This is a genomic window from Leifsonia sp. NPDC014704 (genome assembly GCF_043083605.1).
GTDB lineage: Bacteria > Actinomycetota > Actinomycetes > Actinomycetales > Microbacteriaceae > Leifsonia.
Window position 1 is genome coordinate 298,519 of record NZ_JBIBYW010000002.1, and the last position, 23,512, is coordinate 322,030.

28 protein-coding genes are annotated in these 23,512 nt (G+C 70.5%); 13 read left to right on the forward strand and 15 right to left on the reverse strand.

From position 1 onward, the window contains the following. Positions 1-72: 72 nt before the first annotated feature. A complete protein-coding gene (locus ACF1AJ_RS12895) occupies positions 73-1,029 on the reverse strand; it encodes a hypothetical protein (protein ID WP_391507716.1) in 957 nt (318 codons plus the stop codon). A gap of 51 nt (positions 1,030-1,080) precedes the next feature. Further along, positions 1,081-2,283 (reverse strand): MFS transporter, encoded by a 1,203-nt coding sequence (locus ACF1AJ_RS12900; protein WP_391507717.1) that lies wholly within the window; start codon positions 2,281-2,283, stop codon positions 1,081-1,083. A 125-nt stretch (positions 2,284-2,408) separates the two neighbouring features. Between ACF1AJ_RS12900 and ACF1AJ_RS12905 the strand changes: the two genes are divergently transcribed. Next, positions 2,409-2,861: a MarR family winged helix-turn-helix transcriptional regulator gene (locus ACF1AJ_RS12905; protein ID WP_391507718.1), complete on the forward strand. Its 453-nt coding sequence runs from the start codon at positions 2,409-2,411 to the stop codon at positions 2,859-2,861. 6 nt (positions 2,862-2,867) lie between these two features. Here the strand turns inward: ACF1AJ_RS12905 and ACF1AJ_RS12910 are convergent, their stop codons facing one another. After that, positions 2,868-3,371 carry a hypothetical protein gene (locus tag ACF1AJ_RS12910; protein WP_391507719.1) on the reverse strand — a complete coding sequence of 168 codons (504 nt, stop codon included), beginning with the start codon at positions 3,369-3,371 and terminating at the stop codon, positions 2,868-2,870. A gap of 47 nt (positions 3,372-3,418) precedes the next feature. Here ACF1AJ_RS12910 and ACF1AJ_RS12915 point away from each other — a divergent pair, with 47 nt between their 5' ends. Then, complete coding sequence (locus tag ACF1AJ_RS12915) at positions 3,419-3,781, forward strand: nuclear transport factor 2 family protein (protein ID WP_089879578.1); 363 nt, start codon at positions 3,419-3,421, stop codon at positions 3,779-3,781. Between the two features lie 34 nt (positions 3,782-3,815). Here the strand turns inward: ACF1AJ_RS12915 and crcB are convergent, their stop codons facing one another. From crcB to ACF1AJ_RS12930, 3 genes are read right to left on the reverse strand one after another with little or no spacing between them, the layout of a single operon-like run. Beyond that, the gene (gene crcB / locus ACF1AJ_RS12920) at positions 3,816-4,193 is read right to left on the reverse strand and encodes a fluoride efflux transporter CrcB (protein ID WP_391507720.1); all 378 of its coding nucleotides are present in this window, start codon (positions 4,191-4,193) and stop codon (positions 3,816-3,818) included. Continuing rightward, positions 4,190-4,633: a fluoride efflux transporter FluC gene (locus ACF1AJ_RS12925; protein WP_391507721.1), complete on the reverse strand. Its 444-nt coding sequence runs from the start codon at positions 4,631-4,633 to the stop codon at positions 4,190-4,192. The genes crcB and ACF1AJ_RS12925 overlap by 4 nt, the downstream gene beginning before the upstream one ends. Continuing rightward, entirely contained in the window at positions 4,630-5,157 is a 528-nt protein-coding gene (locus ACF1AJ_RS12930) for a universal stress protein (protein WP_391507722.1), read from the reverse strand. Before ACF1AJ_RS12930 ends, ACF1AJ_RS12925 begins: the two co-directional genes overlap by 4 nt. An 86-nt stretch (positions 5,158-5,243) precedes the next feature. Here ACF1AJ_RS12930 and ACF1AJ_RS12935 point away from each other — a divergent pair, with 86 nt between their 5' ends. From ACF1AJ_RS12935 to ACF1AJ_RS12950, 4 genes are read left to right on the forward strand one after another with little or no spacing between them, the layout of a single operon-like run. Beyond that, positions 5,244-5,672 carry a phage holin family protein gene (locus tag ACF1AJ_RS12935; RefSeq protein WP_309855615.1) on the forward strand — a complete coding sequence of 143 codons (429 nt, stop codon included), beginning with the start codon at positions 5,244-5,246 and terminating at the stop codon, positions 5,670-5,672. Beyond that, complete coding sequence (locus ACF1AJ_RS12940; protein ID WP_391507723.1) at positions 5,669-5,947, forward strand: hypothetical protein; 279 nt, start codon at positions 5,669-5,671, stop codon at positions 5,945-5,947. Before ACF1AJ_RS12935 ends, ACF1AJ_RS12940 begins: the two co-directional genes overlap by 4 nt. Continuing rightward, positions 5,937-6,977 (forward strand): YihY/virulence factor BrkB family protein, encoded by a 1,041-nt coding sequence (locus ACF1AJ_RS12945; protein ID WP_391507724.1) that lies wholly within the window; start codon positions 5,937-5,939, stop codon positions 6,975-6,977. The genes ACF1AJ_RS12940 and ACF1AJ_RS12945 overlap by 11 nt, the downstream gene beginning before the upstream one ends. A gap of 49 nt (positions 6,978-7,026) precedes the next feature. Continuing rightward, complete coding sequence (locus ACF1AJ_RS12950) at positions 7,027-7,683, forward strand: NUDIX domain-containing protein (protein ID WP_391507725.1); 657 nt, start codon at positions 7,027-7,029, stop codon at positions 7,681-7,683. Positions 7,684-7,713: 30 nt separating this feature from the next. On the opposite strand, the gene ACF1AJ_RS12955 is transcribed toward ACF1AJ_RS12950, so the two are convergent. From ACF1AJ_RS12955 to ACF1AJ_RS12965, 3 genes are all read right to left on the reverse strand, one after another. After that, complete coding sequence (locus ACF1AJ_RS12955) at positions 7,714-8,718, reverse strand: hypothetical protein (RefSeq protein WP_391507726.1); 1,005 nt, start codon at positions 8,716-8,718, stop codon at positions 7,714-7,716. A 330-nt stretch (positions 8,719-9,048) separates the two neighbouring features. Then, entirely contained in the window at positions 9,049-10,725 is a 1,677-nt protein-coding gene (locus ACF1AJ_RS12960) for a hypothetical protein (RefSeq protein WP_391507727.1), read from the reverse strand. A 2-nt stretch (positions 10,726-10,727) separates the two neighbouring features. Continuing rightward, entirely contained in the window at positions 10,728-11,402 is a 675-nt protein-coding gene (locus ACF1AJ_RS12965) for a response regulator (protein ID WP_391507728.1), read from the reverse strand. 114 nt (positions 11,403-11,516) lie between these two features. Here ACF1AJ_RS12965 and ACF1AJ_RS12970 point away from each other — a divergent pair, with 114 nt between their 5' ends. Both ACF1AJ_RS12970 and ACF1AJ_RS12975 read left to right on the forward strand, forming a co-directional pair. Then, positions 11,517-12,230: a copper resistance CopC family protein gene (locus ACF1AJ_RS12970; RefSeq protein WP_391507729.1), complete on the forward strand. Its 714-nt coding sequence runs from the start codon at positions 11,517-11,519 to the stop codon at positions 12,228-12,230. 47 nt (positions 12,231-12,277) lie between these two features. Continuing rightward, a complete protein-coding gene (locus ACF1AJ_RS12975) occupies positions 12,278-12,421 on the forward strand; it encodes a hypothetical protein (protein ID WP_309855599.1) in 144 nt (47 codons plus the stop codon). Between the two features lie 4 nt (positions 12,422-12,425). On the opposite strand, the gene ACF1AJ_RS12980 is transcribed toward ACF1AJ_RS12975, so the two are convergent. Next, a complete protein-coding gene (locus ACF1AJ_RS12980) occupies positions 12,426-12,581 on the reverse strand; it encodes a hypothetical protein (protein WP_309855597.1) in 156 nt (51 codons plus the stop codon). Between the two features lie 135 nt (positions 12,582-12,716). Between ACF1AJ_RS12980 and ACF1AJ_RS12985 the strand changes: the two genes are divergently transcribed. After that, positions 12,717-13,904, forward strand: coding sequence for a MarP family serine protease (locus ACF1AJ_RS12985; RefSeq protein ID WP_391507730.1), 1,188 nt, complete (start codon positions 12,717-12,719; stop codon positions 13,902-13,904). A 53-nt stretch (positions 13,905-13,957) separates the two neighbouring features. After that, positions 13,958-14,977, forward strand: coding sequence for an NADPH:quinone reductase (locus ACF1AJ_RS12990; protein ID WP_391507731.1), 1,020 nt, complete (start codon positions 13,958-13,960; stop codon positions 14,975-14,977). On the opposite strand, the gene ACF1AJ_RS12995 is transcribed toward ACF1AJ_RS12990, so the two are convergent. Then, positions 14,961-16,217 (reverse strand): MFS transporter, encoded by a 1,257-nt coding sequence (locus ACF1AJ_RS12995; protein WP_391507732.1) that lies wholly within the window; start codon positions 16,215-16,217, stop codon positions 14,961-14,963. The genes ACF1AJ_RS12990 and ACF1AJ_RS12995 overlap by 17 nt on opposite strands. An 89-nt stretch (positions 16,218-16,306) precedes the next feature. Between ACF1AJ_RS12995 and ACF1AJ_RS13000 the strand changes: the two genes are divergently transcribed. The 3 genes from ACF1AJ_RS13000 to ACF1AJ_RS13010 are packed head-to-tail and all read left to right on the forward strand — an operon-like array spanning position 16,307 to position 17,926. Next, positions 16,307-16,852, forward strand: a complete 546-nt coding sequence (locus tag ACF1AJ_RS13000) for a TetR/AcrR family transcriptional regulator (protein WP_391507733.1) — start codon at positions 16,307-16,309, stop codon at positions 16,850-16,852. A gap of 31 nt (positions 16,853-16,883) precedes the next feature. Then, positions 16,884-17,624: an AzlC family ABC transporter permease gene (locus ACF1AJ_RS13005; protein ID WP_391507734.1), complete on the forward strand. Its 741-nt coding sequence runs from the start codon at positions 16,884-16,886 to the stop codon at positions 17,622-17,624. Continuing rightward, entirely contained in the window at positions 17,621-17,926 is a 306-nt protein-coding gene (locus tag ACF1AJ_RS13010) for an AzlD domain-containing protein (RefSeq protein ID WP_020076131.1), read from the forward strand. Before ACF1AJ_RS13005 ends, ACF1AJ_RS13010 begins: the two co-directional genes overlap by 4 nt. 547 nt (positions 17,927-18,473) lie before the next feature. Here the strand turns inward: ACF1AJ_RS13010 and ACF1AJ_RS13015 are convergent. The 4 genes from ACF1AJ_RS13015 to mmsA form a co-directional block, all read right to left on the reverse strand. Continuing rightward, the gene (locus tag ACF1AJ_RS13015) at positions 18,474-19,142 is read right to left on the reverse strand and encodes a GntR family transcriptional regulator (protein ID WP_391507735.1); all 669 of its coding nucleotides are present in this window, start codon (positions 19,140-19,142) and stop codon (positions 18,474-18,476) included. A 233-nt stretch (positions 19,143-19,375) separates the two neighbouring features. Continuing rightward, positions 19,376-20,464: a substrate-binding domain-containing protein gene (locus ACF1AJ_RS13020; RefSeq protein ID WP_391507736.1), complete on the reverse strand. Its 1,089-nt coding sequence runs from the start codon at positions 20,462-20,464 to the stop codon at positions 19,376-19,378. Positions 20,465-20,513: 49 nt separating this feature from the next. Continuing rightward, positions 20,514-21,857, reverse strand: coding sequence for a multiple monosaccharide ABC transporter permease (mmsB, locus tag ACF1AJ_RS13025; RefSeq protein ID WP_391507737.1), 1,344 nt, complete (start codon positions 21,855-21,857; stop codon positions 20,514-20,516). Positions 21,858-21,859: 2 nt separating this feature from the next. After that, positions 21,860-23,422 (reverse strand): multiple monosaccharide ABC transporter ATP-binding protein, encoded by a 1,563-nt coding sequence (mmsA, locus tag ACF1AJ_RS13030; protein WP_309855582.1) that lies wholly within the window; start codon positions 23,420-23,422, stop codon positions 21,860-21,862. Positions 23,423-23,512 lie beyond the last annotated feature (90 nt).

The window sequence follows — 23,512 nt, forward strand, 5'->3', positions numbered from 1 at the left end:
GTGTCTGCGCCCGGGCATGAGGATGCCGGGGCGAATGGTCGCGTACTGCCTCAGAGGGCAGCGGCGACCCACTCAGTCGGGGCTGATGTCGTGGTCGGCGACGGGAGCCGCGGGGATGCGGTCATCCGTGGCAGCGCCGATGCGCCCGCTCCAGGCGGAGCCGGGCAGGAGGAAGCCGTCGGCCGTCGCGGCCGCACCGGGCGCAGCTCCGCCCGGGCCACCGGATCCACCGGTCGTGCCGGCGGTCCCGCCACCGGGCAGCCCACCGCCGGGCAGTCCACCCGGCAGGCCGCCGGGCGCCTCTGCGGGCGCACCACCGGCGCCGGCTCCGGACGGGTCGGCGAGGAGCGCCCCGGCGACGAAGGAGGCCGCACCGGTAGCGGTGAGCAGCCCGAGAGGGCTGCCCGCCGGCACCGCGGCTACGGCCGAACCGGCCGCCACACCAGGCGAGAGAAGGGATCCGAGGAGGCCCGTACCGTCGGACACCGTCGCACCCGGGTCGGGCACGGGAAGCGCCGTCACGGGCGGAGTCAGCGGCGCTACGGCCGTGTCGACCGCGCCCACCACATCCGACACCGCCTGATCGACGCCACCGGTGACCGGCTGCGTAACCGATGAGACCGGGGCCCGCGGGAGGATGTCGCTGACGATCGGCACCTGCGCGACGACCTGGTCCACCACGTCCACCACCGGGTCGACCGTACTCGAGACCGGCGACTGCTCGACGACCTGGTCGACGGTATCGGTGACCGGGTTCACCACCGCGGAGACGACCTGCTGCACGGGCTCTGGTACGGCCGGAGCGACCGCCGAAGTGACCGAGCCGAGCACCTGTCCTACCGCTCCGGTCGCGTTCGACACGACCGCCGAGGCGGGCGAGGGCGGCGGAGCCGATTCGGCCGCGGACGCGGAAGAACCCCCGAGGAAGAAGCCGAGGACGGTCAGGCCGGCGCCGGCGATCAGAGAGCCGATCAGCACGCGCGCAGGGGTGACGTGACGCGGGTGCAGCTGCTCAGCAGCTTCCGGCATACGATCACCCCCTGACCGTTCGAGACAGGGCGGACTGTACTCCGCCGTCTACTAGAACGGAAGAGTGGCGCCCGAGGTCTCGATTTCTGCGCGTTCATCATGCGAAGAGCGGCGGCGGGAGGTGGAGGCCGCGATCGCGACGACGACGAGGGCCCCCACCGTCATCGCGGCGCCCACCCACAGGGGCGATGTGTAACCCAGCCCGGCCGCGATGGTGAGACCGCCCAGCCAGGCGCCGAGCGCGTTGCCGAGGTTGAAAGCGGCGATGTTGCCGCCCGAGGCGAGGGTCGGCGCGTGCGAGGCGTACGAGAGCACCCGCAGCTGAAGCGCGGGAACCGTCGCGAACCCGAACGCCCCCATGAGCACGAGCGCGATCACCGCGCCCACCGGCATCCCGGCCACCACGGCGAAGCCGACGAGAACGACCGCCAGCGCGCCGAGCAGCCAGAGCAGCGTCCCGTCGATGGAGCGGTCGGCCAGGCGGCCGCCGACCCAGTTGCCCGCGAACAGACCGAGCCCGAACAGGATGAGGAGCCACGGCACCGCGGAGGAGGGGAACCCGGACACGCCGGTCAGCGTGTAGGCGATGTAGGTGAAGGCGCCGAACATCCCGCCGAAGCCCAGAACGGTGGCTGCGAGCGAGAGCCACACCTGCCCGGAGCGGAACGCCGACAGCTCGCCGCGCAGCCCCGCGGCCGACTGGCCACCGGCGTCACGCGGCACGAGGAGGGCGACGCCGATCATCGCGGCCACGCCGATCACCGTGATGGCCCAGAAAGTCGACCGCCAGCCGAACGCCTGGCCGAGGAGGGTGCCGAAGGGCACGCCGAGGACGTTGGCCGCGGTGAGACCGGTGAACATGACGGCGATGGCGCGAGCCTGCTTCTCCGGTGCAACCAGGCCGGCGGCGACCACCGAGCCGATGCCGAAGAACGCGCCGTGGCAGAGTGCGGCGAGGATGCGCCCGGCGAGCATGACGCCGTAGTCCGGCGCGATGGCCGAGAGCAGGTTGCCCACGATGAAGAGCACCATCAGCCCGAGCAGTGCCGCTTTACGCGGGATGCGCGTGGCGGCGGCGGTGAGACCGAGCGCTCCGACGACCACCGCGAGCGCATAGCCCGAGATGAGCCACCCCGCGGTCGCCTCGTCGACGTGGAAGTCGAGGGCGACCTCCGGCAGGAGGCCGGCGATCACGAACTCGGTCAGTCCGATGCCGAACCCTCCGAGAGCGAGGGCGATCAGGCCAGCGGGCATGGGTGTCTCCTTCAGGGTGCCGGGGATGGTGCGCTACTCTGTTAGTTGCAGACGCGCTATAAATACTTGCACGTGCAACTACTTTGTGCAACCCGTCTGCCGAGACGACCGGGAAGGGGCGCCCCATGGGCATCGCCGACGACGCCGTGGAGGTGCGCGCGCACGGCTGGCGCACGCTCGCCGCGCTGCACGGGTACATCGAGGCGGAGCTGGAGCGCGAGCTGAGCAAGGCTGTTCGGCTTTCCGTCGTCGAGTACACGGTGCTCGACGCGCTCGCCCGGCAGGACGGCTGGCACATGCGCATGCAGCAGCTGGCGCGCGCCAGCGCCCTCAGCCCGAGCGCGACCACCCGTCTCGTGAACCGTCTCGAAGACCGCGGGCTGCTCACCCGCATCCTCTGCGACGACGACCGCCGCGGCATTTACACCGAGCTGACCGGCGACGGGCACGAGCTGCTCGACACCGCCCGCCCGGTCCACGACGCCGCGCTCTCACGCGCACTCGACGGCGCTCGTCACGTGCCGGAGCTCGCCCCGCTGGTGGACGCCCTCCCCCAGCTCAGCGTGCAGCCGGCCTGAACCCGATCAGCGCAGCACCTCGACCAGGGCGACCCACGAGAACAGCACGGTCGTGACGATCGCGAGGATGGTGCCGACGGCCACGAGGATCAGCCCGAGCGGCAGCGCCGGCGCCGCCACGAGCACGAGGCCGGCCACCGCGTACAGCGCGGGTGGGAAGGCGAACAGCGCAACACGCTCGGCGGTGTAGCGGCGGAACCCGGTCTGCACCGCATCCCGCTGCACCGCCACCGCGGAGCGCACCACCACGACGGCGCACAGCGCGGTGCCGATGAGCACCTGGACGCCGTACCCGATCGTGCCCTGACCCGGGATGAGCGCGGCGCACGACAGCGCGACACCCAGGATCAGCCCGGCGATGGACGCTCCCGCCCGAGCCGCAAGTCCCCGCGACTCGGCGATGGTCCTGATGTTGACCGACAGGGCGACGATCAGCAGACCGCCGAGGGCGGCGCCCGCCCCGGCGACCGCGACATTGAACTCCGACCACGACGCGAAGGGCTCCTCCATGGGCGCCAGCGTAGCGGTGCCCAGCGGCCAGGGCGTATAACGGGGACATGGCCGACGCGCTCACCACCTGGATCGACCGCTACCGACGCGCATGGGAGAGCAACGAGCCCGACGACATCCGCGCACTCTTCACCGAGGATGCCAGCTACCGCACCGAGCCGTTCGCCGAACCGTGGGACGGTCACATCGAGATCGTGGAGGGCTGGCTCGACGCCCAGGACGACCCGGGCGCTGCCACCTTCGAGTGGCGTCTCCTCGGGCAGGACGGCCCGGTGTACTTCGTCGAGGGCGTGACCGACTACCGCGACGGACCGATCTACAGCAACCTGTGGATCATCCGCCTGGCGGAGGACGGCCGCGCCGAGGAGTTCACCGAGTGGTGGATGGAGCAGGAGCCGGACCAGGACTGACCCGGCCCCGGGTCCACCGGGTCGCCGGCGGTCGTCACGCGAGCTGACCGAGCCACAGGCCGAGCCCTGCTGCGGCGAGCGCCAGCACCAGCATCCCGACGCCGTTGAACAGTGCCGCCCGATAGCGTCGCTGCTGCGCCAGGCGCACCGTCTCGTAGCTTGCGGTGCTGAACGTGGTGTAACCGCCCAGGAAGCCCGTCCCCAGCACGGCTCGCCACTCGGGCGGAAGGCCGTGGGCGAGCGCGAGCCCGGTGACCAGCCCGAGCAGGAACGACCCGCTCACGTTGATCACCGTGGTACCGAACGGGAACGAGATCCGCACCCGCGCCTTGAGCACACCGTCGAGCACCAGCCGGGCGACCGCGCCCAACCCGCCGGCCGCGGCGACGGCGACAACGAGCAGCGCGGTCACCGGCCGCTCCGCTCGGGCCGCCGACGCGCGATGCCGGATGCCAGGGCGATGCCTGCGACAGACGCGATGGCCCCGACGGCGACGGTCGCGACGGCGTAGAGGATGCTGAGGCCGATGCTCTGAGCCGCGATCAGGCCGTCGGTGTCCACCGCCAGCGAGCTGTACGTCGTGTACCCGCCGAGGATGCCGGTGCCGACGAACAGCCGGAGATCGCGCCGCCGGCCCTCATCCGGTCCACGCAGCGCGAGCGACTGCAGAAGCCACCCGAGCACGAAGGCGCCCGTCACATTGATGAGGAACGTGATGAGCGGCACGCCCGCGACCGGCGGCACAGACAGCGTGAGCAGATACCGCGCGGCCGCCCCCAGCGCACCCCCCACGAAAACGAGCAGGATCGAGCGCCCGTGCAGGTGCACGGGCGCGGGCGCGCGGGTCGTCACGAGAGCGGCGGCTCTTCCCAGGGAAGCTTCTGGGCACCCGGAACCGGGTTCAGGGGCACCACGACGACCGGACGGTGCTGCCGGTGAGCCAGGTGCACGCCGACGGAACCGTTGAAGAACTCTCGCAGGCTGCCGCGCAGACCGGCCTCACGCGTGCCCACCACGATGTAGCGCGCCTCCATGTCGTCCGCCAGACGCGACAGCGACCAGGCAGGATCGCCGGCCAGCTGCTGCAGGAAGTAGGGGATCCCGCGGCCGTCCAGGAACCGGCGGATGTGCGCCTCCAGGTCCGGGTCGAACCGCGCGTCCTCGGTCTCGGGCAGGTCCGGGTCGTACGGCAGTGCCACCACCGTTCCGTCGACGTAGCTCGAGACGAGGTACCGGTCCGGGTCGACGTTGGCGCAGACGAGCGGCACGTCAAGATCGTCGGCGAGACGGGCGGCCTCCTCCAGCACCGCGATCGGCTGGCCCGGAACGACCGCCACCAGGATGCCGCCCCGGCCGGAGAGCGCATTGCCGTTCATGCCCCTAGTGTGCACCATCGCGGGTTCACTCGTACGGAGGGGTGGGGTACGTTCGGCGATACAGCGTCTGAAGGGAGCCCGAACCGATGGCCCACACGCCTCCGCTGCCGCGCGAGCGCCGCCGCACCACCCGCGGACTCCGTCCGCTCCCTGAGTTGACGAAGGACCTCGTCGCTCAGCTGCGTCGCCTCGTCGCGTCGGAGATCGCTCTCTTCAAGGCGGAGATGTCCGCGAAGGCGAAGGCGGCCGGGATCGGCGCGGGGCTCCTCGTCGGCGCCCTACTATTCCTGTTCTTCGCGTTCGGCGTGCTGGTGACGGCCGCCGTCCTGGGCTTCGCGCTCATCCTCCCCGCCTGGCTCTCGGCGATCATCGTCGCCGTCATCCTCATCGTGATCGCCGTCGTCCTCGGCCTGATCGGCTGGCGCAGTCTCAAGAAGGGCGTTCCGCCGGTGCCCGACGATCTGGGCAGCGAGCTGAGCGCCGACGCGAAGGCCCTGAAGGGAGAGCAGCCGTGACTACGGACACCACACCGTCGGTGAGCCGCCAGGGGCAGCGCCCTGCCGGACGCCCGCCGCTGCCCAAGGGGGCCGGCATCAACTCGTTGAAGCTCGACCTGGAGGTGACGCGGGAGGAGCTCGCCAGCACCCTCGACGACCTCTTCGCCACCTTCAACATCCGGGTGCAGATCCGGTCGCATCCCACCTTCTTCGTCGGGCTCTTCCTCGCGCTGACCGGGACCGCGGCGGGAATCGCCGCGCTCCTGCTGCGGAGACGCGGGCGTGCCGGCTGACCAGGGCGGCGTCGGGGGCGCTCGCGCCAAGGCGGTCCGGCGGATCGAGGATCGTCGCAGCCTGCCGTGGTACCGCCTGCCGTGGGGGTTCATCCTCAAGCGGACGATGCGCAGCTTCAGCACCGACCAGTGCACCGACCTCGCCGCCGGCCTGACCTACTTCGCTGTTCTCTCGCTGTTCCCTGCGCTGCTGGCACTCGTCAGCATCCTGGGCATCGTCGGTCAGAGTCAGGCAGGAATCGACGCGCTGTTCGGGATGGTCAACGAGCTGGCGCCGGGGATGACCGACGTCCTGAAGGGGCCGATCGAGAGCATTGCGTCCTCCCCCGCCACCGGGTGGGCGCTGGTCATCGGAATCGTCGGCGCCGTGTGGTCGGCGTCGGGATACGTCGGCGGCTTCGGCCGGGCGCTCAACCGCGTGTACGGCGTCCCCGAGGGGCGCACGGCTCTGGTCCTGCGGCCGGTCCAGCTCGGCGTAACGCTGCTCACCCTGGTGCTGATCTCGCTGCTCGCCCTGATGCTCGTGGTGTCCGGCCCCGTGCTGTCGTTCCTCGGCGGACTGATCGGACTCGACGAAGCGTTCCAGGCGGCGTGGTCGATCCTCCGCTGGCCGGTCGTCATCATCGTCCTCGTGCTGCTGCTCGCCGTGCTGTACGCGTCGACGCCCAACATCAAGCACCCGCGGTTCCGCTGGCTGACGCCCGGCTCCCTCGCCGCGATCATCGTGCTCGGCATCGCGTCTGCGCTGTTCGCCTTCTACGTCGGCAACTTCGGCAACTACGACCGCACGTACGGCGCACTGGCCGGCATCATCGTGTTCCTGCTGTGGATCTGGATCGCCAACAACGCTCTCCTGTTCGGCGCCGAGCTCGACTCGGAGGTCGAGCGCGCACGCGAGCTCGTCGCAGGCATCGAAGCGGACGACGTCCTGCGGCTCCCGCTCAAGTCGGACAAGGCGCTGATCAAAGCCCGCGAGGCGCACGCCGGCGACATCCTCGCCGCACGGGAGCTCCGCCGTCGCTATCGCTGACGCCCGGAGCCGCGCGGGCGCTCCTCCACCGCGAAGCTAGTCTCGAAGCATGAGCGATCAGCGACCCGGCCACGACCTCCCCGACGCCCGCGGGCGGTCGGGGCTCCACCGGACCGGGCTCGACCTCGACGGGAACCCGGACGTCCGCGTGCGCGAGGTCGAGGTCACCTCCGACGGCTGGCACGTGCTGCGGCGCACCACCTTCGACTACCGCGGACGGGACGGGCGGTGGACGACGCAGACGCGCGAGACGTACGACCGCGGCAACGGGGCCACCGTGCTCCTCTACGACCCTGCCGGCCGCACGCTCCTGCTGACCCGGCAGTTCCGCTTCCCCGCCTACGTCAACGGGCACCCGGACGGCATGCTGATCGAATCGGCGGCCGGGCTCCTCGACGGCGACTCGCCGGAGGAGGCGATCCGCCGGGAGGCGGCGGAGGAGCTCGGGGTGAGCATCGGCGAGCTGGCGCACCTGTTCGACCTCTACATGAGCCCGGGGTCGGTGACGGAACGGGTGCACTTCTACGCCGCACCTTACGCGCCTGCCGACGTCGTCGGCGGTGGCGGCGTCGAAGAGGAGGGCGAGGAGATCGAACCGGTCGTCGTCGGCTACGACGAAGCCCTCGATCTGATCGCGGACGGCAGGATCGCCGACGGCAAGACCGTCATCCTGCTGCAATGGGCGGCGCTCAACCTCATCGGCTGACTCTGGCCGCTCCCGGTCGGGATGAGCGGGTCAGCCGTAGCGGAGTGCGGGACCGTCCGACTTGAGGAAGTCGATGTGCAGGTGGTTGCACGTGTCGTCGAACGGCTTGAAGTTCGTGAGGTCCATCGAGGACCGGCAGCCGATCTGACCGAGGCCCGTACCATCCGGCACGATCGGGTCGAGGATCTTGATGAGCTGGACCGACTTCGCGTCGCCGCCGGTGAGGGGCGAACCGTTGAGCAGGTAGAAGTCGAGGGCGTGACCGCCGCCGTCGGCGTAGTGGGCGGACTCGGTGCCCGCTCCCTCGATCTGGCCGGTGCAGCGGCGGTTGATGTCGCTGACGCCGACCTGGTTGAAGTTGTCTAGGGCGACAGAGATGGCCTGCAGCACGCGGTAGTCGATGCCGCAGCCGGGAACCGCGCGGCCCTCGGCGAGGTCGGCGATCTCGGGGATGTGGTTCGGCGTCGAGCCGACCAGCCGGCCGGCCGCGACCGCGCCCATGAGCTGGACGGCGAGAGCCTGGACCGTCGGAGACACCGTCGTGTTGGTGGTCGAGTCGAGCGCCTGCGGGCTCTCCTGGATGTCGAGCCCGTCGCGGGCGACCACCTGGGTCACGCCGCCGCCGGTCAACGTCTGCACCGCAAGGGCGGTCCGTGCGGCGCCGACCGTCGAGCCCTCGCCCGTCGTGGCGTAGGCCGGGAGCGCTGCGGTGCCGAAGAACGCGGCCAGGGCGAGCATGACGACGGCGTGGACGCCCCAGCGCCGGCCCTCGGTACGAGCCGGACGGGCGGGTCGCGGACTCCGCGTGCGGCGCGGCGGCCGGTTGGCACGCTCCGCACGAGCGGCGGCCTTGGCGTCGCGCCGGTCGCGCGTCGGCCGTACGATGACGCGCTCGCGCTTCGCCGGCCGGCTGCGCTCGGCCTCGAGGGCGGCGCGGCGGCTCGGGAAGGTCTGCGTCGCCGTCAGTTCCTCGGCCGTCGTGAACGCGCTGACCGGGTCGTCCGACAGGTCGTGCTGCTGGTCCACATCCACCACGACGGGTGCCCTGAGACTGCGGCGAGGCCGCACTGAGGGTGTGGACTGGGGCAAGCTGCTGGTACTTCCTTGGCGAGACGGTCGGAGGATCGCGCCGGGGGGATGGGCGCGAAAGCGTACCGATCCTTTCTACCCGATTCCGCCTGGATGTTCCATCAATGCAGATGAATGGATTCCGGTCGGGGGCCTTTCCCGCGCGTTCGGGTCACGCAGGGGCCCCCCACCCGGAACCGGGGCCGGCAGCGTCGTCCGTCCTCTCGAAACCTAGGCGGCGCAACGGATCGCAGCCCGACGGGATACGGCTGGCACGACCGGCCGTCCAGCTTTCGATCAGGGGATGGCGACGGCCAATTCGACACGCCCGGACAGCTCGCGAAGGGCGACCGTCCCGCGCTCCGACAGCTGCTTCAGACCGATCCCGGCCTCGGATGCGGCGAGCGCTCCACCGGACCGGACCACCACCTCCACGCCGCTGTGGGTGGCCGGACGCAGTTCCAGTGCGACAGGCGAGCCGTCGCCGTGCCGGACCGCGTTCGCGAGCCCCTCGGAGACCGCGTCGACGACGGCCGCAGTGCGCGACCCGTCCTCCAGCCGCTCCCAGACGCCGTCGCCGATCGTGGCCGTCAGGCGGATGGCGGAGGACCAGCTGTCGAGCAGCATCCGCACCTGCTCTGCCGCGTCCGGCTCCTCATGCGCACCGCGGAGGGCGTCGCGCGCCCGGCCGACGATCTCGGCCATCCGTGCGCCGGCATCGTTCGGACCGGCGCTGGCTGTCAGGGAGAGCGCCCCGGCGATCAACTCCGACTGGACGCCCGCGTGCAGCAGACGGGCGAGCGAGCCGCGTTCGCGCTCGTACTCGCTCCGGATGCGGGCGGCCGTGGCGACGTTGGCCTGCAGCGCGCTCTCGAGCTCCTCCTGGTCGAGACGCGTGCGGACGGCGAGGGAGCCGACGAAGGCCACCGCCATGGCGATCAGCGGATACGTCAGCACCTCGAACCAGACGGACTCGGGACGCACCCCCACGAGACGGAGGGTCGTCGCACCGCTGAGCGCGAGCAGCACGCCGACCAGGCCGTAGCTGCCGAGAAGGAGGGTCAACCGGGGAAAGGGCCGACCCGGGAGGCGCAGCCGCGATACGGCGCTGTTGGCCGCCAGCAGCACCACGAAGCCGAGGGCGACGGGGAGGGCGCTGACCGCTCCGAACAGCAGGACCCCGAACGGGACGACGAGCGCGGAGAAGAGTGCGGCGGTCGCGATCGGCGGGGCGGCGCGCATCCCGCCGAGGACACTCGCCGACCACTCCCGAGCCCCGGCACCCGCTCCCTCCGCCAGCTCGTCCGGTGCCGCTGCCGCGTAGACGCGGTGGCTGGCCGGCCGCACGACGTCCTCGGCGAGCGTGCGCAGCACCCGAGCGGCCGCGGACGGCTCCATCGGCCGGGATGCGGCCGCCGCAGCGGCCTCCTCCAGTGCGGCCGCGACGTCGTCCACCGTGTCGGCGCGCAACTGCCGCAGGCGCTCGGAGGCGCACTCGACATCGAGCCGCGACGCCCGTTGCGCGGCCCGGAGACGCCGGAACACCCCCCGGTGCTCGCGGACGAGATCGACCCCGATGGCGATCAGCGAGAAGGCGACGACGAGCGCGACGACATTGATGCCGATCCGCCCGACCAGGTCGCCGGAAGCGACCGGGATGGAGAGGAGGCCGCCCGCCTCCAGGAAGAGGATCGGCCGGAGCCCGCCTGCCACGGCGAAGAGCGCGAAGACCACGACGGGTCGCGCCCGTCCGTGCACGAGGCGGAGCAGTGCGGCGCCGGCGAGCAGCACGCCGCCCAGGATGGCGTGCGCCAGACCCGAGACGGCGAACACCTCGACAGGACCACCGTCGACGTACTGGAGGCCCGACATCACGGTCACCGCGAAGGGCAGCGTGATGAGCCACGACCAGACGGTGACGGCCGACGGGCCGTAGACGCGCGCGAGTGAGCGACGGAAGTTCGCGAGCAGCACGGTCAGAGCCCTGAGGCAGGGTCGCCGAACGTCGTCGTGTAGAGCGTCGCGGCGGCGACGCGGGGTGTCGTGCGCTCGCCACCGAGCCCGAGAGCGGCGAACACCCGCTCGACGCTCTTTTCGACGGCACGCACCGACACGCCCCGCCGTCGGGCGATCTCGGCGTTCGACAGTCCGGCGGCGAGCAGCCGGGTCGTCTCCAGCTGCGCGGCGGTCAGGTGGAGCATCCGCGCCTGGGCGTCCGAGGCGGCAAGGTCGCGGGAGACCGGCCGATCGGCGAGCACGGCCTCGGCCGCATCCACCAGCTCGTCGACCGATTCGATGGCGGCCTTGTTGACGAACGAGGCGCCCGCGACGGTGCTCTGCGCCTGTGCCGAGGCGGCATCGCGCGACAGATTGCTCAGGAAGAGGATGGCGACGTGCGGCGCACGCGAGCGCAGGATGGTCGCCAGTTCGACGCCGTTCGGCCGCTGGCGGAGGTCGATGTCCGTCACCAGCAGGTCCGGGTCGAAGGCGTCGGCCAGGGCGAGGGCCTCCGGTGCGGACTCGGCCGACGCGACCTCGAACCCCCGCGCGCGGAAGGCGTCGGAGACCAGGGAGCGCATCAGGGCGTGGTCCTCCACGACGAGCGCGCGCCGGAGCCACGTGCTCACTCCCGCCCGAACAGACTCCGCCACCGGGCCAGACTAACCCGACACGCCGGGCGTTCCCGCTGGTCCGGCGACCCCCGTTGTGGTCCCGTTCGCCCCGCGCACGGCCCGCCCGCATCCCGGCAGCGTAGGGTTCTCGGCATGACGTCCCGGCTGCTCGCCGCGGCCGCCGGCATCGCCGCGGCTGTTGCTCTCGCGCTCGCTCCCGTGTCCGCCGCATCGGCGCACGACTACGTGGTCGGCAGCGCTCCTTCCGCCGACTCCACGGTGACTACGGCGCTCGACACGGTGACCGTGACCTTCAACGACCGCGTGCTCGACCTCTCCGGCACCGGCTCGACGAACCTCCTGACGGTGACCGGCCCCGACGCGGGGACCCGTCATTTCGAGACGGGATGCGCCACCGTCGCCGACACCGCGCTCAGCGCGCCCGTCTCCCTCGGCGGGGCCGGCCGGTACACCGTGACCTACCAGATCGTCTCGGCCGACGGGCACACCGTCTCGTCTTCCTACGCGTTCACCTACCAGCCGCCGTCCGGCACCGCGGCGGCCGCCGGTTCGGAGACACCCGGCTGCGGCGCGGGAGGGTCGGCCACGCCCGCGACGACGGACCCGACGGCACCCTCTCCGCAGGCGGGCGCCGGACCGACCGCGACGGCCGCCGCGTCCACTCCGCAGCCGACGACGCAGGCCTCCGGCACCGACCTGGGCCTGGTGATCGGTATCGCCGTCGCCATCGTCGTCCTGGCGATCATCGGCGTCGTGATCGTGCTCCTCACCTCCCGACGCCGACGCCCATCCGCCACGGAGGCGGACGCCGACGCGCGCTTCGAGAGCTCTCAGGACGATCTCTGAGGCGGATGGGGCTTTCGGGTCGAGGGATGCCGGCGTAGCGTTCGCGCATGGCCAGACAGACGACCGATCAGCAGACCGAGGACTTCCCGGACGTCGTCCCGGAGGAGCAGATGGATCCGGACATCGTGCCGGTCACCCAGCCTGAACCCGACTCCGTCGACGACGGCGACGAGGAGGACGGCCGCCTCTGAGCCGCTAGGGCACCTCGCCCTCGCCCGGCTCCTCCAGCTGCCCGTGCTCCTGGTCGTGCGCCGTCAGATCGGCGCTGGTGTACTGACGCTCGCCGGCGTCGAGGTCTTCGCGCTCGTCGTCGCCGTTCGCGATCGGCTCGTCTGATCGGCTTCCGGGCATGGGGCGCTCCTTCGTCTTGGGATGCGGTGGAGCTTCGAACGGTAGCCCTGCGCCGCCCGCACCGACAGGGGATCGCCAGCCGCCGCAGAGCCGCGGTTGAGCGGGCGTCCAGTCTTCTGGGGCAGGGTATGCCCCGTGGAGATCGTTGTCGACGTCGTGCTCGTGGTGCTCGGCATCCTCGCGATCGCGGCCGGCTGGAGCAAGGGCGCCATCCGTTCGGCCGGCACCCTCGTGGGCCTCGGTCTCGGTCTCTGGCTGGGGCTGACCATCGCCCCCATCGTCGTCGGCTGGTTCGCCGACTCCGGGTTCGGTGGGGTGACGCAGCGCTCCGTGGTCGCGGCCGTCGTCATCATCGTGTGCGCGGGCGTCGTGTACGCCATCGCGGGCGCCCTGGCGAGCATCATCGGCAAGCTCCTGCGTCACGGCCCCATCCGCTGGCTCGACTCCCTCGTCGGCGCCGTGCTGGGCCTGGCCACCTGGGCCGTCGTGGTCTGGCTGCTCGCCGGGTTCGCGTTGGCCACCAACCTGGCGACCGTCGTCCAGGCGGCGAACTCCTCCCGAGTCGTCTCGACCCTCAACAGCATGGCCCCGCTTCCGTCGTCGACTGTGCTCGGCGCGGTGGACGACGCCCTCGCCGGTGCCGGACTCCCGAAGGTGTTCGAGGGCGGCGAGACCATCAAGGCGGTCCCGGCTCCGGACGGCTCGGTGCCTGCCGCCGTCTCGGCCTCGGAGCAGTCGGTGGTCACCGTGCTCGCCTCCAAGCCCGCCTGCGGTGTCGACTCCGAGGGCAGCGGATGGGTCGTGCAGCGCGGCCGCGTCGTGACCAACGCGCACGTGGTCGCCGGCTCCTCCTCCATCGTCGTCCGGACGTCCGGGAGTTCCGACGTCGAGCGCGCGACCCTCGTCGCCTTCGACCCGTCGCGCGATCTCGCGGTGCTCGACGTGACCGACCTGAACGCCCCCGCGCTCGACATCGGACCGGACCTGACCGCCGGTGCCGCGTCGTTCGCTGCCGGGTACCCGGGCAACGGGCCGTTCACCATCGCGCCGCAGCGCGTCCGCGACCGGGTCGTCGCGCGGGGCACCGACATCTACCAGAGCGGCTCCGTCGACCGCGACATCTACTCTCTGCGCGGGGTCGTCCGCCCCGGGAACTCGGGCGGCCCGCTGCTCGACTCCGAGGGCCGGGTCGCCGGGGTCGTGTTCGCCCGGAGCGCCACGAACCCGGACACCGGCTACGCGCTGACCCTTGCCGAACTGCGGCCGGTGCTCTCGTCCGTCGGCTCCGCGCCGATCAGCTCCGGAGCCTGCTCGGCGGGCTGACACGCGCCCGGCACGCTCTGCCGTCCCGACGGACGTCGTGGTTGGCTGGTGGCATGAAGGCAGTCAGCTACTCCGCCACCGGCGATTCCGACGTCCTGACCCTCGGCGAGCGCGACGAGCCGCACCCCGGACCGGGCGAGGTACGCGTCCGCATCCACGTGTCCGGTGTGAATCCCACCGACTGGAAGGCACGGCGGGGCAGCGGCCGGGCCGAGCTTCCCCGGCCGCAGGTGCCGAACCAGGACGGCGCCGGCGTCGTCGACGAGGTCGGCGAGGGCGTCACGGCCTTCCGCGTGGGCGACCGCGTGTGGGTGTGGGATGCCGCCTACCAGCGTCCCGACGGCACGGCGCAGGAGTTGGTGGTGCTTCCCGAGAAGCTGGTGGTCGGCCTGCCCGACGACGTGAGCTTCGACGAGGGCGCGTCGTTCGGCATCCCGGCGCTCACCGCCCATCGCGCGCTGACCTCGTACGAACACGCGCCCGCGGAGCTCTCCCCCGGCTCTCTGGAGGGTCGCACCGTGCTCGTCGCCGGAGGGGCGGGCGCCGTCGGCCACGCCGCCATCCAGCTCGCCGTCTGGGCGGGCGCCACGGTCATCGCGACCGTCAGCAGCCACGAGAAGGCGGAGCTCGCACGAGCCGCAGGCGCCCACCACGTCGTCAACTACACCGACCCGGACACCGCCGAGGCCATCGGCGCACTGGCGCCCCGCGGCGTGGACATCGTGGTGGAGGTCAACGTGATCGCCAACGCGGCGCTCGACGTCAAGGTCACCGGCCGCAACGCCACGATCGCGAGCTACGCGGACGCCCCCGGAGCAGAGGACGTGACCATCCCCGTCCGCCCGAGCATGTCGAAGAACCTCCGCTGGCAGTTCGTGCTCACCTACACGGTCGCTCCGGAGAACAAGGAGGCCGCAGTGCGGGCGGTCGCCGCTGCCGCCGCCGACGGGGCCCTCCGTGTGGGCGAGGAGCACGGCCTCCCGATCACGCGCTTCCCGCTCGATCAGACGGCCGCGGCCCACGACGCCGTCGAGGACGGCATCGTGGGCAAGGTGCTCATCGACGTGGCCTGATGGCCTGCACGATGAGCGCGACCACCGACGCGACGGCGATCGCCGCGGCGTAGCCGAGCACCGTCGGCAGCAGGCCGATCGCGGCGATCAGCTCGCCGGCGACCAGCGCAGGGACGCCGTAGGCGAGGTAGCTGACGAGGAACACCCCGGCGAAGAGCTCGGCGCGCTGATCGTTCGGCGCGAGCGGGGCCAGGATGCGGAGGACCGCTGCGAAGCCCGCGCCGAAGCCGCCGCCCGCGATGGTCGCGCCCACGAAGAGCAGCGCGAGGATGCCCGCCCCGATCCCGACGGCGGCCAGCGCGACACCGACGAGGATCGCCGCCATAGCCCAGACGGCCGTGATCCGGGCGGGAGCGCGGGTCAGCAGCAGGCCGGCGACGGCTCCCACCGCCGGGGGCACCGCGACGATCGCGCCGTTGAGGAGTCCGCTGTCGAGGTGGAAGACGCCGTGCAGGATCGACGGGGAGAGCCCGATGAAGAGGCCGGCCAGCATCCAGGTCGCCAGGAAGAGCGGGATGGCGCGGGCGAACTCCGCGCGGGCCGCACGCGGCACGAACAGCCGAGGGATCAGCGACCGCACCGCTCCCGGCCGGCGCTCCACCGTCTCGGGCGACACGGCGATCACGACGATCCCGGCGGCGAACAGCAGCGCGAGGACGACGAACACGACGATCGTGGGCTGAGGTACGAACTGCACCGCGAGCCCGGTCAGGAACGCGCCGATGGCGATGCCGCCGACGGGAGCGGTGCTGCCGATGGTCGCGCCCAGCTTCTTCTGACGCTCGGGAGCAAGCTCGACCAGAGCCGCGGTGAAAGTGCTCATGGCGGCGCCCGTGGCGACACCCTGCACAGCCCGCGCCCCGATGATCCAGCCGATGTCGGGAGCGAACAGGAAGATCAGCATCGCCACCACCTGCAGCGCGAGCGCACCGATCAGGACCGGCCGCCGGCCGATGTGGTCGGAGAGCGACCCGGCGATGAGCAGCGTGATGAGGAGCGTCACCGCGTAGATCGCGAACGCGACCGTGAGGAGCCACGGCTGGAAGCCCCACTGCTGTTCGTACAGCACGAACAGCGGGCTCGGAGCGCCGACCGCCAGGGCGACGGCGACGAAGGCCAGTGCGGTGCCCGCGAACGCCGCCGCGGGACGGAGCCGCCGGGGGCGGTCGCCGCCCACCGACCGCGCGGGCCGGACGGCAAGCATCCCGCCCGTGGAGAGGGTCTCTTCGGCTGTGGTCATGTCGAGCTCCTTAAAGCAAAATCGTTTGCTTTAGCGACTATACGAGAGGATATGAGATAAAGCAACGAAATTTGCTTTAAGCTATTCCCATGGAAAATACGACCACTCCGTCGAAGCGGACGGGCGGACGCAGCGCCGCGGTCATCCACAACGTGCGCACCGCCGTCGAAGAGCTCGTCGAAGAAAAGGGCCAAGACCGCGTCACCGTTCCGATGATCGCCGAGCGTGCCGGCGTCAACCCGACCAGCATCTACCGCCGCTGGGGCGACCTCCCGACCCTCATCAACGACATCGCCACCTACCAGCTCAACCCCGAGCGGCCCCTGCCCGAGAACGGCGACCTGCAGCGCGACCTCACGGAGTGGGCGTCCGAGCTGGTGGAGCACTACCGCAATCCGGTCAACGCGGCGCTCCTCCGCGGCGGCGCCTCGGCGGCCGGCGAGCGGCAGTCGAACTGCCTCCGCAACCGGCGCACCGAGGCGGGTCTCATCCTGCAGCGCTATCCGGACTCCCCCGTCACCGACGACGACGTTCTGGATGTCGTGGTCGCGCCGATCATCTACCGCGTCATCTTCCTGCCCTGGACGCTCGAGGACACCACCGCCGAGCACCTGGTCGAGCGACTGTTCCGGTAACCCCTCCGCCACCCGGTAGTGTCGGGAGGCGATGCGCCAGGAACGGACCAGCGAGGAACGCGCCGCGGCCCGCTCGGGCTGGGCGGTCGGGATCGCGACCGCCGTCTACGGCATCTCCTTCGGCGCCCTCGCCACGGCTTCCGGGCTCGACGTCTGGCAGACCTGCGTCCTCAGCCTGGTCATGTTCAGCGGCGGCTCGCAGTTCGCCCTCATCGGAGTGCTCGCCTCCGGCGGCGCCGCGGCGGGCGGCACCGCGATCATCAGCGCCGCACTGCTCGGCGTGCGCAACTCCTTTTACGCGCTGCGGCTGTCGCGCATCATCGGCCCGGGGTTCTGGAAGCGCGCCGCCGCCACCCAGCTGACCATCGACGAGTCCACCGCCGTCGCGACCGCCCAGAGCGAACCGCGGGCGCAGCGCATCGGTTTCTGGGTCACCGGGCTCGTCGTGTACATCGGCTGGAATCTGATGACGCTGGCCGGCGCACTCCTGGGCGACCTGATCGGCGACGTGAAGGCCTACGGGCTCGATGCGGCTGCGGCCGCCGCGTTCCTCGGCCTGCTCTGGCCGCGGCTGAAGGCGCGCCAGACACAGGCCGTCGCGGTCGCCGGCGGATTCGTCGCGACGCTGCTCACCCCATTCCTCACCCCCGGCCTGCCCGTGCTGGCGGCGGCGGTCGTCGCCATCATCGTCGGCGTGTTGAACCTGTTCGGCCGGAGGAACGACCCGCCGCATCCCGAGGCGGTGCCCATGGAACGGGAGGTGGAACCGTGACCACCTGGCACGTCATCCTGCTCGCCTCGATCTGCGTGCTCGGGCTGAAAGCTGTCGGCTGGATGGTGCCGCCGAAGGCGCTCGACCACCCGACCGTCGCGCGCGTGAGCGACCTCCTCACCGCCGCGCTGCTCGCGGCCCTCATCTGCGTGCAGACCCTCGGGGCCGGCCAGTCGCTGCAGCTCGACGCGCGGCTCCCCGCCGTCGCGATCGCCGCCGGGCTCTACGCGCTCCGGGTGCCGTTCATCGTCGTCGTGCCCGCGGCCGCGGTGGTCGCCGCCCTCATCCGCCTGTTCACCTGACCGGTCGAGCGCGCTCAGTCGTAGCCGAGGATGACGACGTCGTCGTCGGTGCGTTCCTGGTCGACTGCGGCACTGGGGGTCATGCAGGGATGCTAGGGCGGCGCAGCGGGCGCTGCCGATGTACATGACGTCCATCGCGGCGCCCGTTCCCGACGCGGTGTACAAAGCGTCGCGCCGTCAGGCGTGCCGGTGTCGGCGGCCTCGCATACCGTGACGCCGTGAGCGCATCCTGGCACCCGGTGGCGAATGCGCAGCCCATCGAGTGGCTGCTCCGCCAGGGAGCGCTCGGCACGCCGTACGGCGTGATCCGCCGGTTCACGTTCGGCGACCCCAACCGCCCGGAGGTGTGGTTCCGGGTCGTCACCTGGGCGCCGACCTCGGACGGCCGCGAACTGATCGGCTGGTGCCGAACGCTCGAAGCAGCCGCCGCGGCCGCCTGGGACCATCGCTGCGCCGCCGAGTCGTGGCGGCACCACATGGCCGCCCGCCGGACCGACGCTGCCACGATGGCGGCACAGCGGCCGACGGCGGCCGAACTGGTCCGGTTCTACCGGGCGGCGCTGCGGCGGGAAGCGAGCACGCCCTCCAGCTCGGCCAGGAGATCCGCGCCGAGCTCGTCGGCCCGGCCCGCCCCGGCCGTCGGCGGCGTCTCGGCGCCCAGGGCGCGGATGAACGCGACGGCCCTGTCGCGCTGAAGCACGGCGCGGGCCTCCGGTTCGAGCAGCAGGTAGCGGACCACGCGGAGGTCAGCGGCCCGCACGGCCTCGGCGAGGACACGGTTCGGAAGAGTGTCGATGACGACCGACAGGGCGTGGTGGAGTCCGTGGGCCGGATCGAGGTCGCCGCGCTCGACCCGCCTCGCGAGCAGGGTCAGTTCGACCTCGCGCTCGAGCGCGGAATCGCCCGGGTCGCCGGCCAGCGCTGCGGGCCACAGCAACCGGAGCACCGCCACGGCATCCGCGATCTCCGCTTCGTCGAGCGCGGCGACCTCGGTGTACCGGTTCGGGGAGGTGGACATGAGCCCGACGGCGGTCAGACGGCTGACCGCCTCACGGACGGGCGTGCGCGAGACGCCCAGCCACGAGGTCAGGTCGGCGTCGCGCAGCCGCTGGCCCGGCGGCAGCTCCCCCGACAGGATGCGCTCCAGCACGAGCTCGTAGACGTCGTTGCGGAGCAGCCGCCTGCCGTCGTATCGCGTACGCGCATCCTGCTCCACCCTGGCTCCTCAGCGTCAGAAACGGCTCATACCTGTTCTAACATACCAGCCAGGTCGGGTAGGCACGGAGCGCATATCCGTGCTGCCACCGATGCCGGCCCCGCACGCCGCGCCCTAGCCTGTGATCAAGCTCGGCCAGGGGGACCGATCCTGTCGGGGGACGGATCGGGAAAGGGGCCGGAGTGCATCGCACTCCGGCCCCTTTCGTGTTCACACGCGAGGTGTGAGAACCGTTACTTGGTCAGCGGCTCCAGGGTCGGGTCGTTGGCGTACGCCTCGGCCGCGTTCTCCTTGGTGACGATGACCGGCTTCAGCAGGAAGGCCGGGACGACCTTCTTGCCGTTGTCGTACGACTTGTCGTCGTTGATCTCCGGCTTCTTGCCCTGCTGCAGGTCCTTCACCATGGTGATGGCCTGCTTGACCAGGTTGCGGGTGTCCTTGTTGATGGTCGAGTACTGCTCGCCCGCCATGATGGACTTGACCGACTCGGCCTCCGAGTCCTGACCGGTGACGATCGGGGTCGGCTTGCCTGCACCCTTCACCGAGGTGAGGATGGCGCGGGCCAGGGTGTCGTTCGGCGACAGCACGCCGTCGAGCTCGGTCGACGCGTAGTTCTTCGCGAGCAGCGTGTCCATGCGGGTCTGCGCGTTCTGCGGCAGCCAGCCCTGGGTCGCGGTCTGCTTGATCTCGGTCTGACCGGAGACGACCTTCAGCGTGCCGTCCTCGATCTTCGGCTTGAGGACCTTCATCGCGCCGTTGAAGAAGACGGCCGAGTTGGCGTCGTCCGGCGAGCCGGAGAAGAGCTCGATGTTGTAGCTCTTCTTGTCCGGGAACTTGGCCTTCATGCCGTCGAGCAGGGCCTGACCCTGCAGCTCGCCGACCTTCTCGTTGTCGTACGCGACGTAGTAGTCGACGTCGTTCGTGTTGAGGATGAGGCGGTCGTACGCGATCACGACCGCGCCGGCGTCGTGCGCGGCCTTGGCCTGCGCGGCGAGCTGGCCGCCGTCGACGGCGCCGATGATGACGACCTTGGCGCCGTTGGTGATCATCGACTGGATCTGCGACTGCTGGTCGGACACGCCCGAACCACCGGCGTACTGCACGTCGTCCTTAAAGCCGGCCTCCTTCAGGCCGTCCTCGAACAGGCCACCGGCGAGCACCCAGTTCTCCGACGTCTTAGTCGGGAGGGCGACACCGATGGTCGAGTCCTTGGCGAAGCCGGAAGCCGACGAACCGCTGTCGGAGCCGCGGCTGGAGCAGCCGGACAGGGCCAGCGCGGCGGCAGCTGCGACAGCCACTGTCGCGAGTGCGATTTTGCGCATTGCGTTTCTCTTTCTCTGTGTTGGATGGTGCAGGGGGAAGGGAAAAGAATCAGGAGGTGAGGGAGCGGGAGCTGTCCTCGGCCTCGTCCGCGGTGGGAACGACGGCGGGCTGGTCTGCGCCGGCGGCGTTCGCCTCCTGCGTCTTGCCGCCGCCGAACATCCTGCCGATCAACGAGGGGCCGCCACGGCGCTTCGAGTAGACGTCGATGCCGACCGCGATCAGCAGCACGAGACCCTTGATGATCTGGACCTTGTCACTCGTGACGCCGAGCAGCTGCAGGCCGTTGTTGAGGACGGCGATGACGAGACCACCGACGATGGAGCCGGCGACGGTTCCGATACCGCCGGAGACTGCGGCGCCACCGATGAACACTGCGGCGATCGCGTCGAGCTCCCAGCCGAGGCCGTCCTGCGGGCCGGAGGAGACCGAGCGGGCGACGGCGACCATGCCGGCCAGCGCGGCGAGCACGGACATGTTCATCATCACGAAGAAGTTGACGCGCTTGATCTTCACGCCGGACAGCTCCGCCGCGTGCCAGTTGCCGCCGACCGCGTAGATGTGGCGACCGAAGATGGTGCTGCGGGTGACGAACGAGTAGACGATGATCAGGATGCCGAGAATGATGCCAGACACCGGGAACGAGGTGCCGACGCGGCCGCTCGCGAACAGGAAGGTCGCGTAGAGCACGACGGCGTCGAGCACGACCACCTTGAACACGCTCACCCAGAGCGGCGCCTTCTCGGAGCCCATCTTGGTCTGGTTGCGGCGGGTGCGGACCTCGAGCAGTGCGATGACGACCGCGATGATCAGGCCGAGCAGCAGCGTGGAGTTGTTGAAGCCCGTGTTGGGGCCCCACTCCGGCAGGTAGCCGCCGCCGATGAAGGTGAAGCCGTCCGGCACCGGGATGGTGTTCGCGTTTCCGATCAGCTGGTTGAGGCCGCGGAAGATGAGCATGCCGGCCAGGGTCACGATGAACGCGGGGACGCCGACGTACGCGACCCACCAGCCCTGCCAGGCGCCGATGGCCACACCGACGAGCAGGCCGAGGACGATTGCGAACGGCCAGGGGAGGTTCCAGTCCGTCATCGCCTTGGCGACGATGATGCCGACCAGCGCCGCCACGGAACCGACCGACAGGTCGATGTGGCCCGCGATGATCACCATGACCATGCCGATCGCGAGGATGAGCACGTAGGCGTTCTGGTTCACCAGGTTGATGAGGTTCACCGGCTCGAGCGTCGTTCCGCCGGTGAGGATCTCGAACAGGATGATGATGACGACGAGGGCGCCCAGGATGCCGAACTGACGGCCGGTGGACTGGCCGCCTCCGAACATCTTGCCGAGGTCGCGCAGTCCTCCGGACTTCTTCGTGTCAGGGATCTGAGTGGTCATGGCTATCGGGCCGCACTTTCCGTGAATGGGGACTTCTTGGCTGAGGTCATGCTCTTCAGGAGCGTCTCGGGGGTCGCCTCGGCGATGGGGAACTCGTTGGTGATCTGACCCTCGAAGATCGTGTAGATGCGGTCGGAGATGCCCAGCAACTCCGGCAGCTCCGACGAGATCACGATGACGCCCTTGCCCTGCGCGGCCAGCTGCTGGATGATCCCGTAGATCTCGAACTTGGCGCCGACGTCGATGCCTCGCGTCGGCTCGTCCAGGATCAGGATGTCCGGGTCGGTGAACATCCACTTCGCCAGGACGACCTTCTGCTGGTTGCCTCCGGAGAGCGTGGAGACACCGCGGTCGACGTCGGGCGTGCGGATGCGCAGGAGCTTGCGGTACTCGTCGGCGACGGCGTACTCCTGGAGGTCGTCCACGACGCCGCGCTTGGCGATCTTCTTGAGCTTCGCCGCGACGACGGACTGCTTGATGTCGTCGAGGAGGTTGAGGCCGAGCACCTTGCGGTCCTCGCTCACGTAGGCCATGCCGTTGTCGATGGCCTCGGAGACGTTGCGGACGCGGATCTCCTTGCCGTCCTTGTAGATCTCGCCCGAGACCCAGGTGCCGTAGGAGTGACCGAAGACGCTCATCGCGAGTTCCGTGCGACCGGCGCCCATGAGGCCGGCGAAGCCGACGATCTCACCGCGACGGACGTAGAAGCTCGAGTTCTTGACCACGAGGCGGTCGGGGACCTGCGGGTGCTGGACGACCCAGTTGCGCACCTCGAAGAACTTCTCGCCGATGTCGGGCGTGCGCTCCGGGAAGCGGCTCTCGAGCGTGCGGCCGACCATGCCGCGGATGATGCGGTCCTCGTCGACGCCGTCGGCCTTGACGTCGAGCGTCTCGATGGCGCGGCCGTCGCGGATGATGGTGATCTGGTCGGCCACGCGCTCGATCTCGTTGAGCTTGTGGCTGATGATGATGGAGCTGATCCCGCGACCCTTCAGCCCGAGAATCAGGTCGAGGAGGTGCTGCGACTCGGCCTCGTTCAGCGCCGCGGTGGGCTCGTCGAGGATGAGGAGCTTGACGTTCTTGTTGAGTGCCTTCGCGATCTCGACGAGCTGCTGCTTGCCGACACCGATGTTCTTGATCTGGGTGTCCGGGTCGTCGGAGAGGCCGACGCGCGCAAGTAGCTCGACGGCACGACGCTTCGCTTCGCCCCAGTTGATGACACCGCCGCGGCCGGGCTCGTTGCCGAGGAAGATGTTCTCGGTGATCGACAGCTCGGGGATGAGCGCGAGCTCCTGGTGGATGATCACGATCCCCTGCTGCTCGCTGGACTTGATGTCCTTGAACCGCATCACGTCGCCCTGGTAGACGATGTCTCCGCTGTACGTCCCATAGGGGTACACGCCGGAGAGGACCTTCATGAGGGTGGACTTCCCTGCGCCGTTCTCGCCGCAGATCGCGTGGATCTCGTCGGCGTGGACGGTGAGGGAGACATCCTCGAGCGCTTTGACCCCCGGGAACTCCTTGGTGATCGCGCGCATCTCGAGGATGACTGCGTTCGACGGCATCGTCGCTCCTTGCGGGCTCGGGAATGGATGTGCCTAAGTAGTAAACGCTATCTTCTCACTTGTCGTCAAATAGTGAAGACAACGATGCGA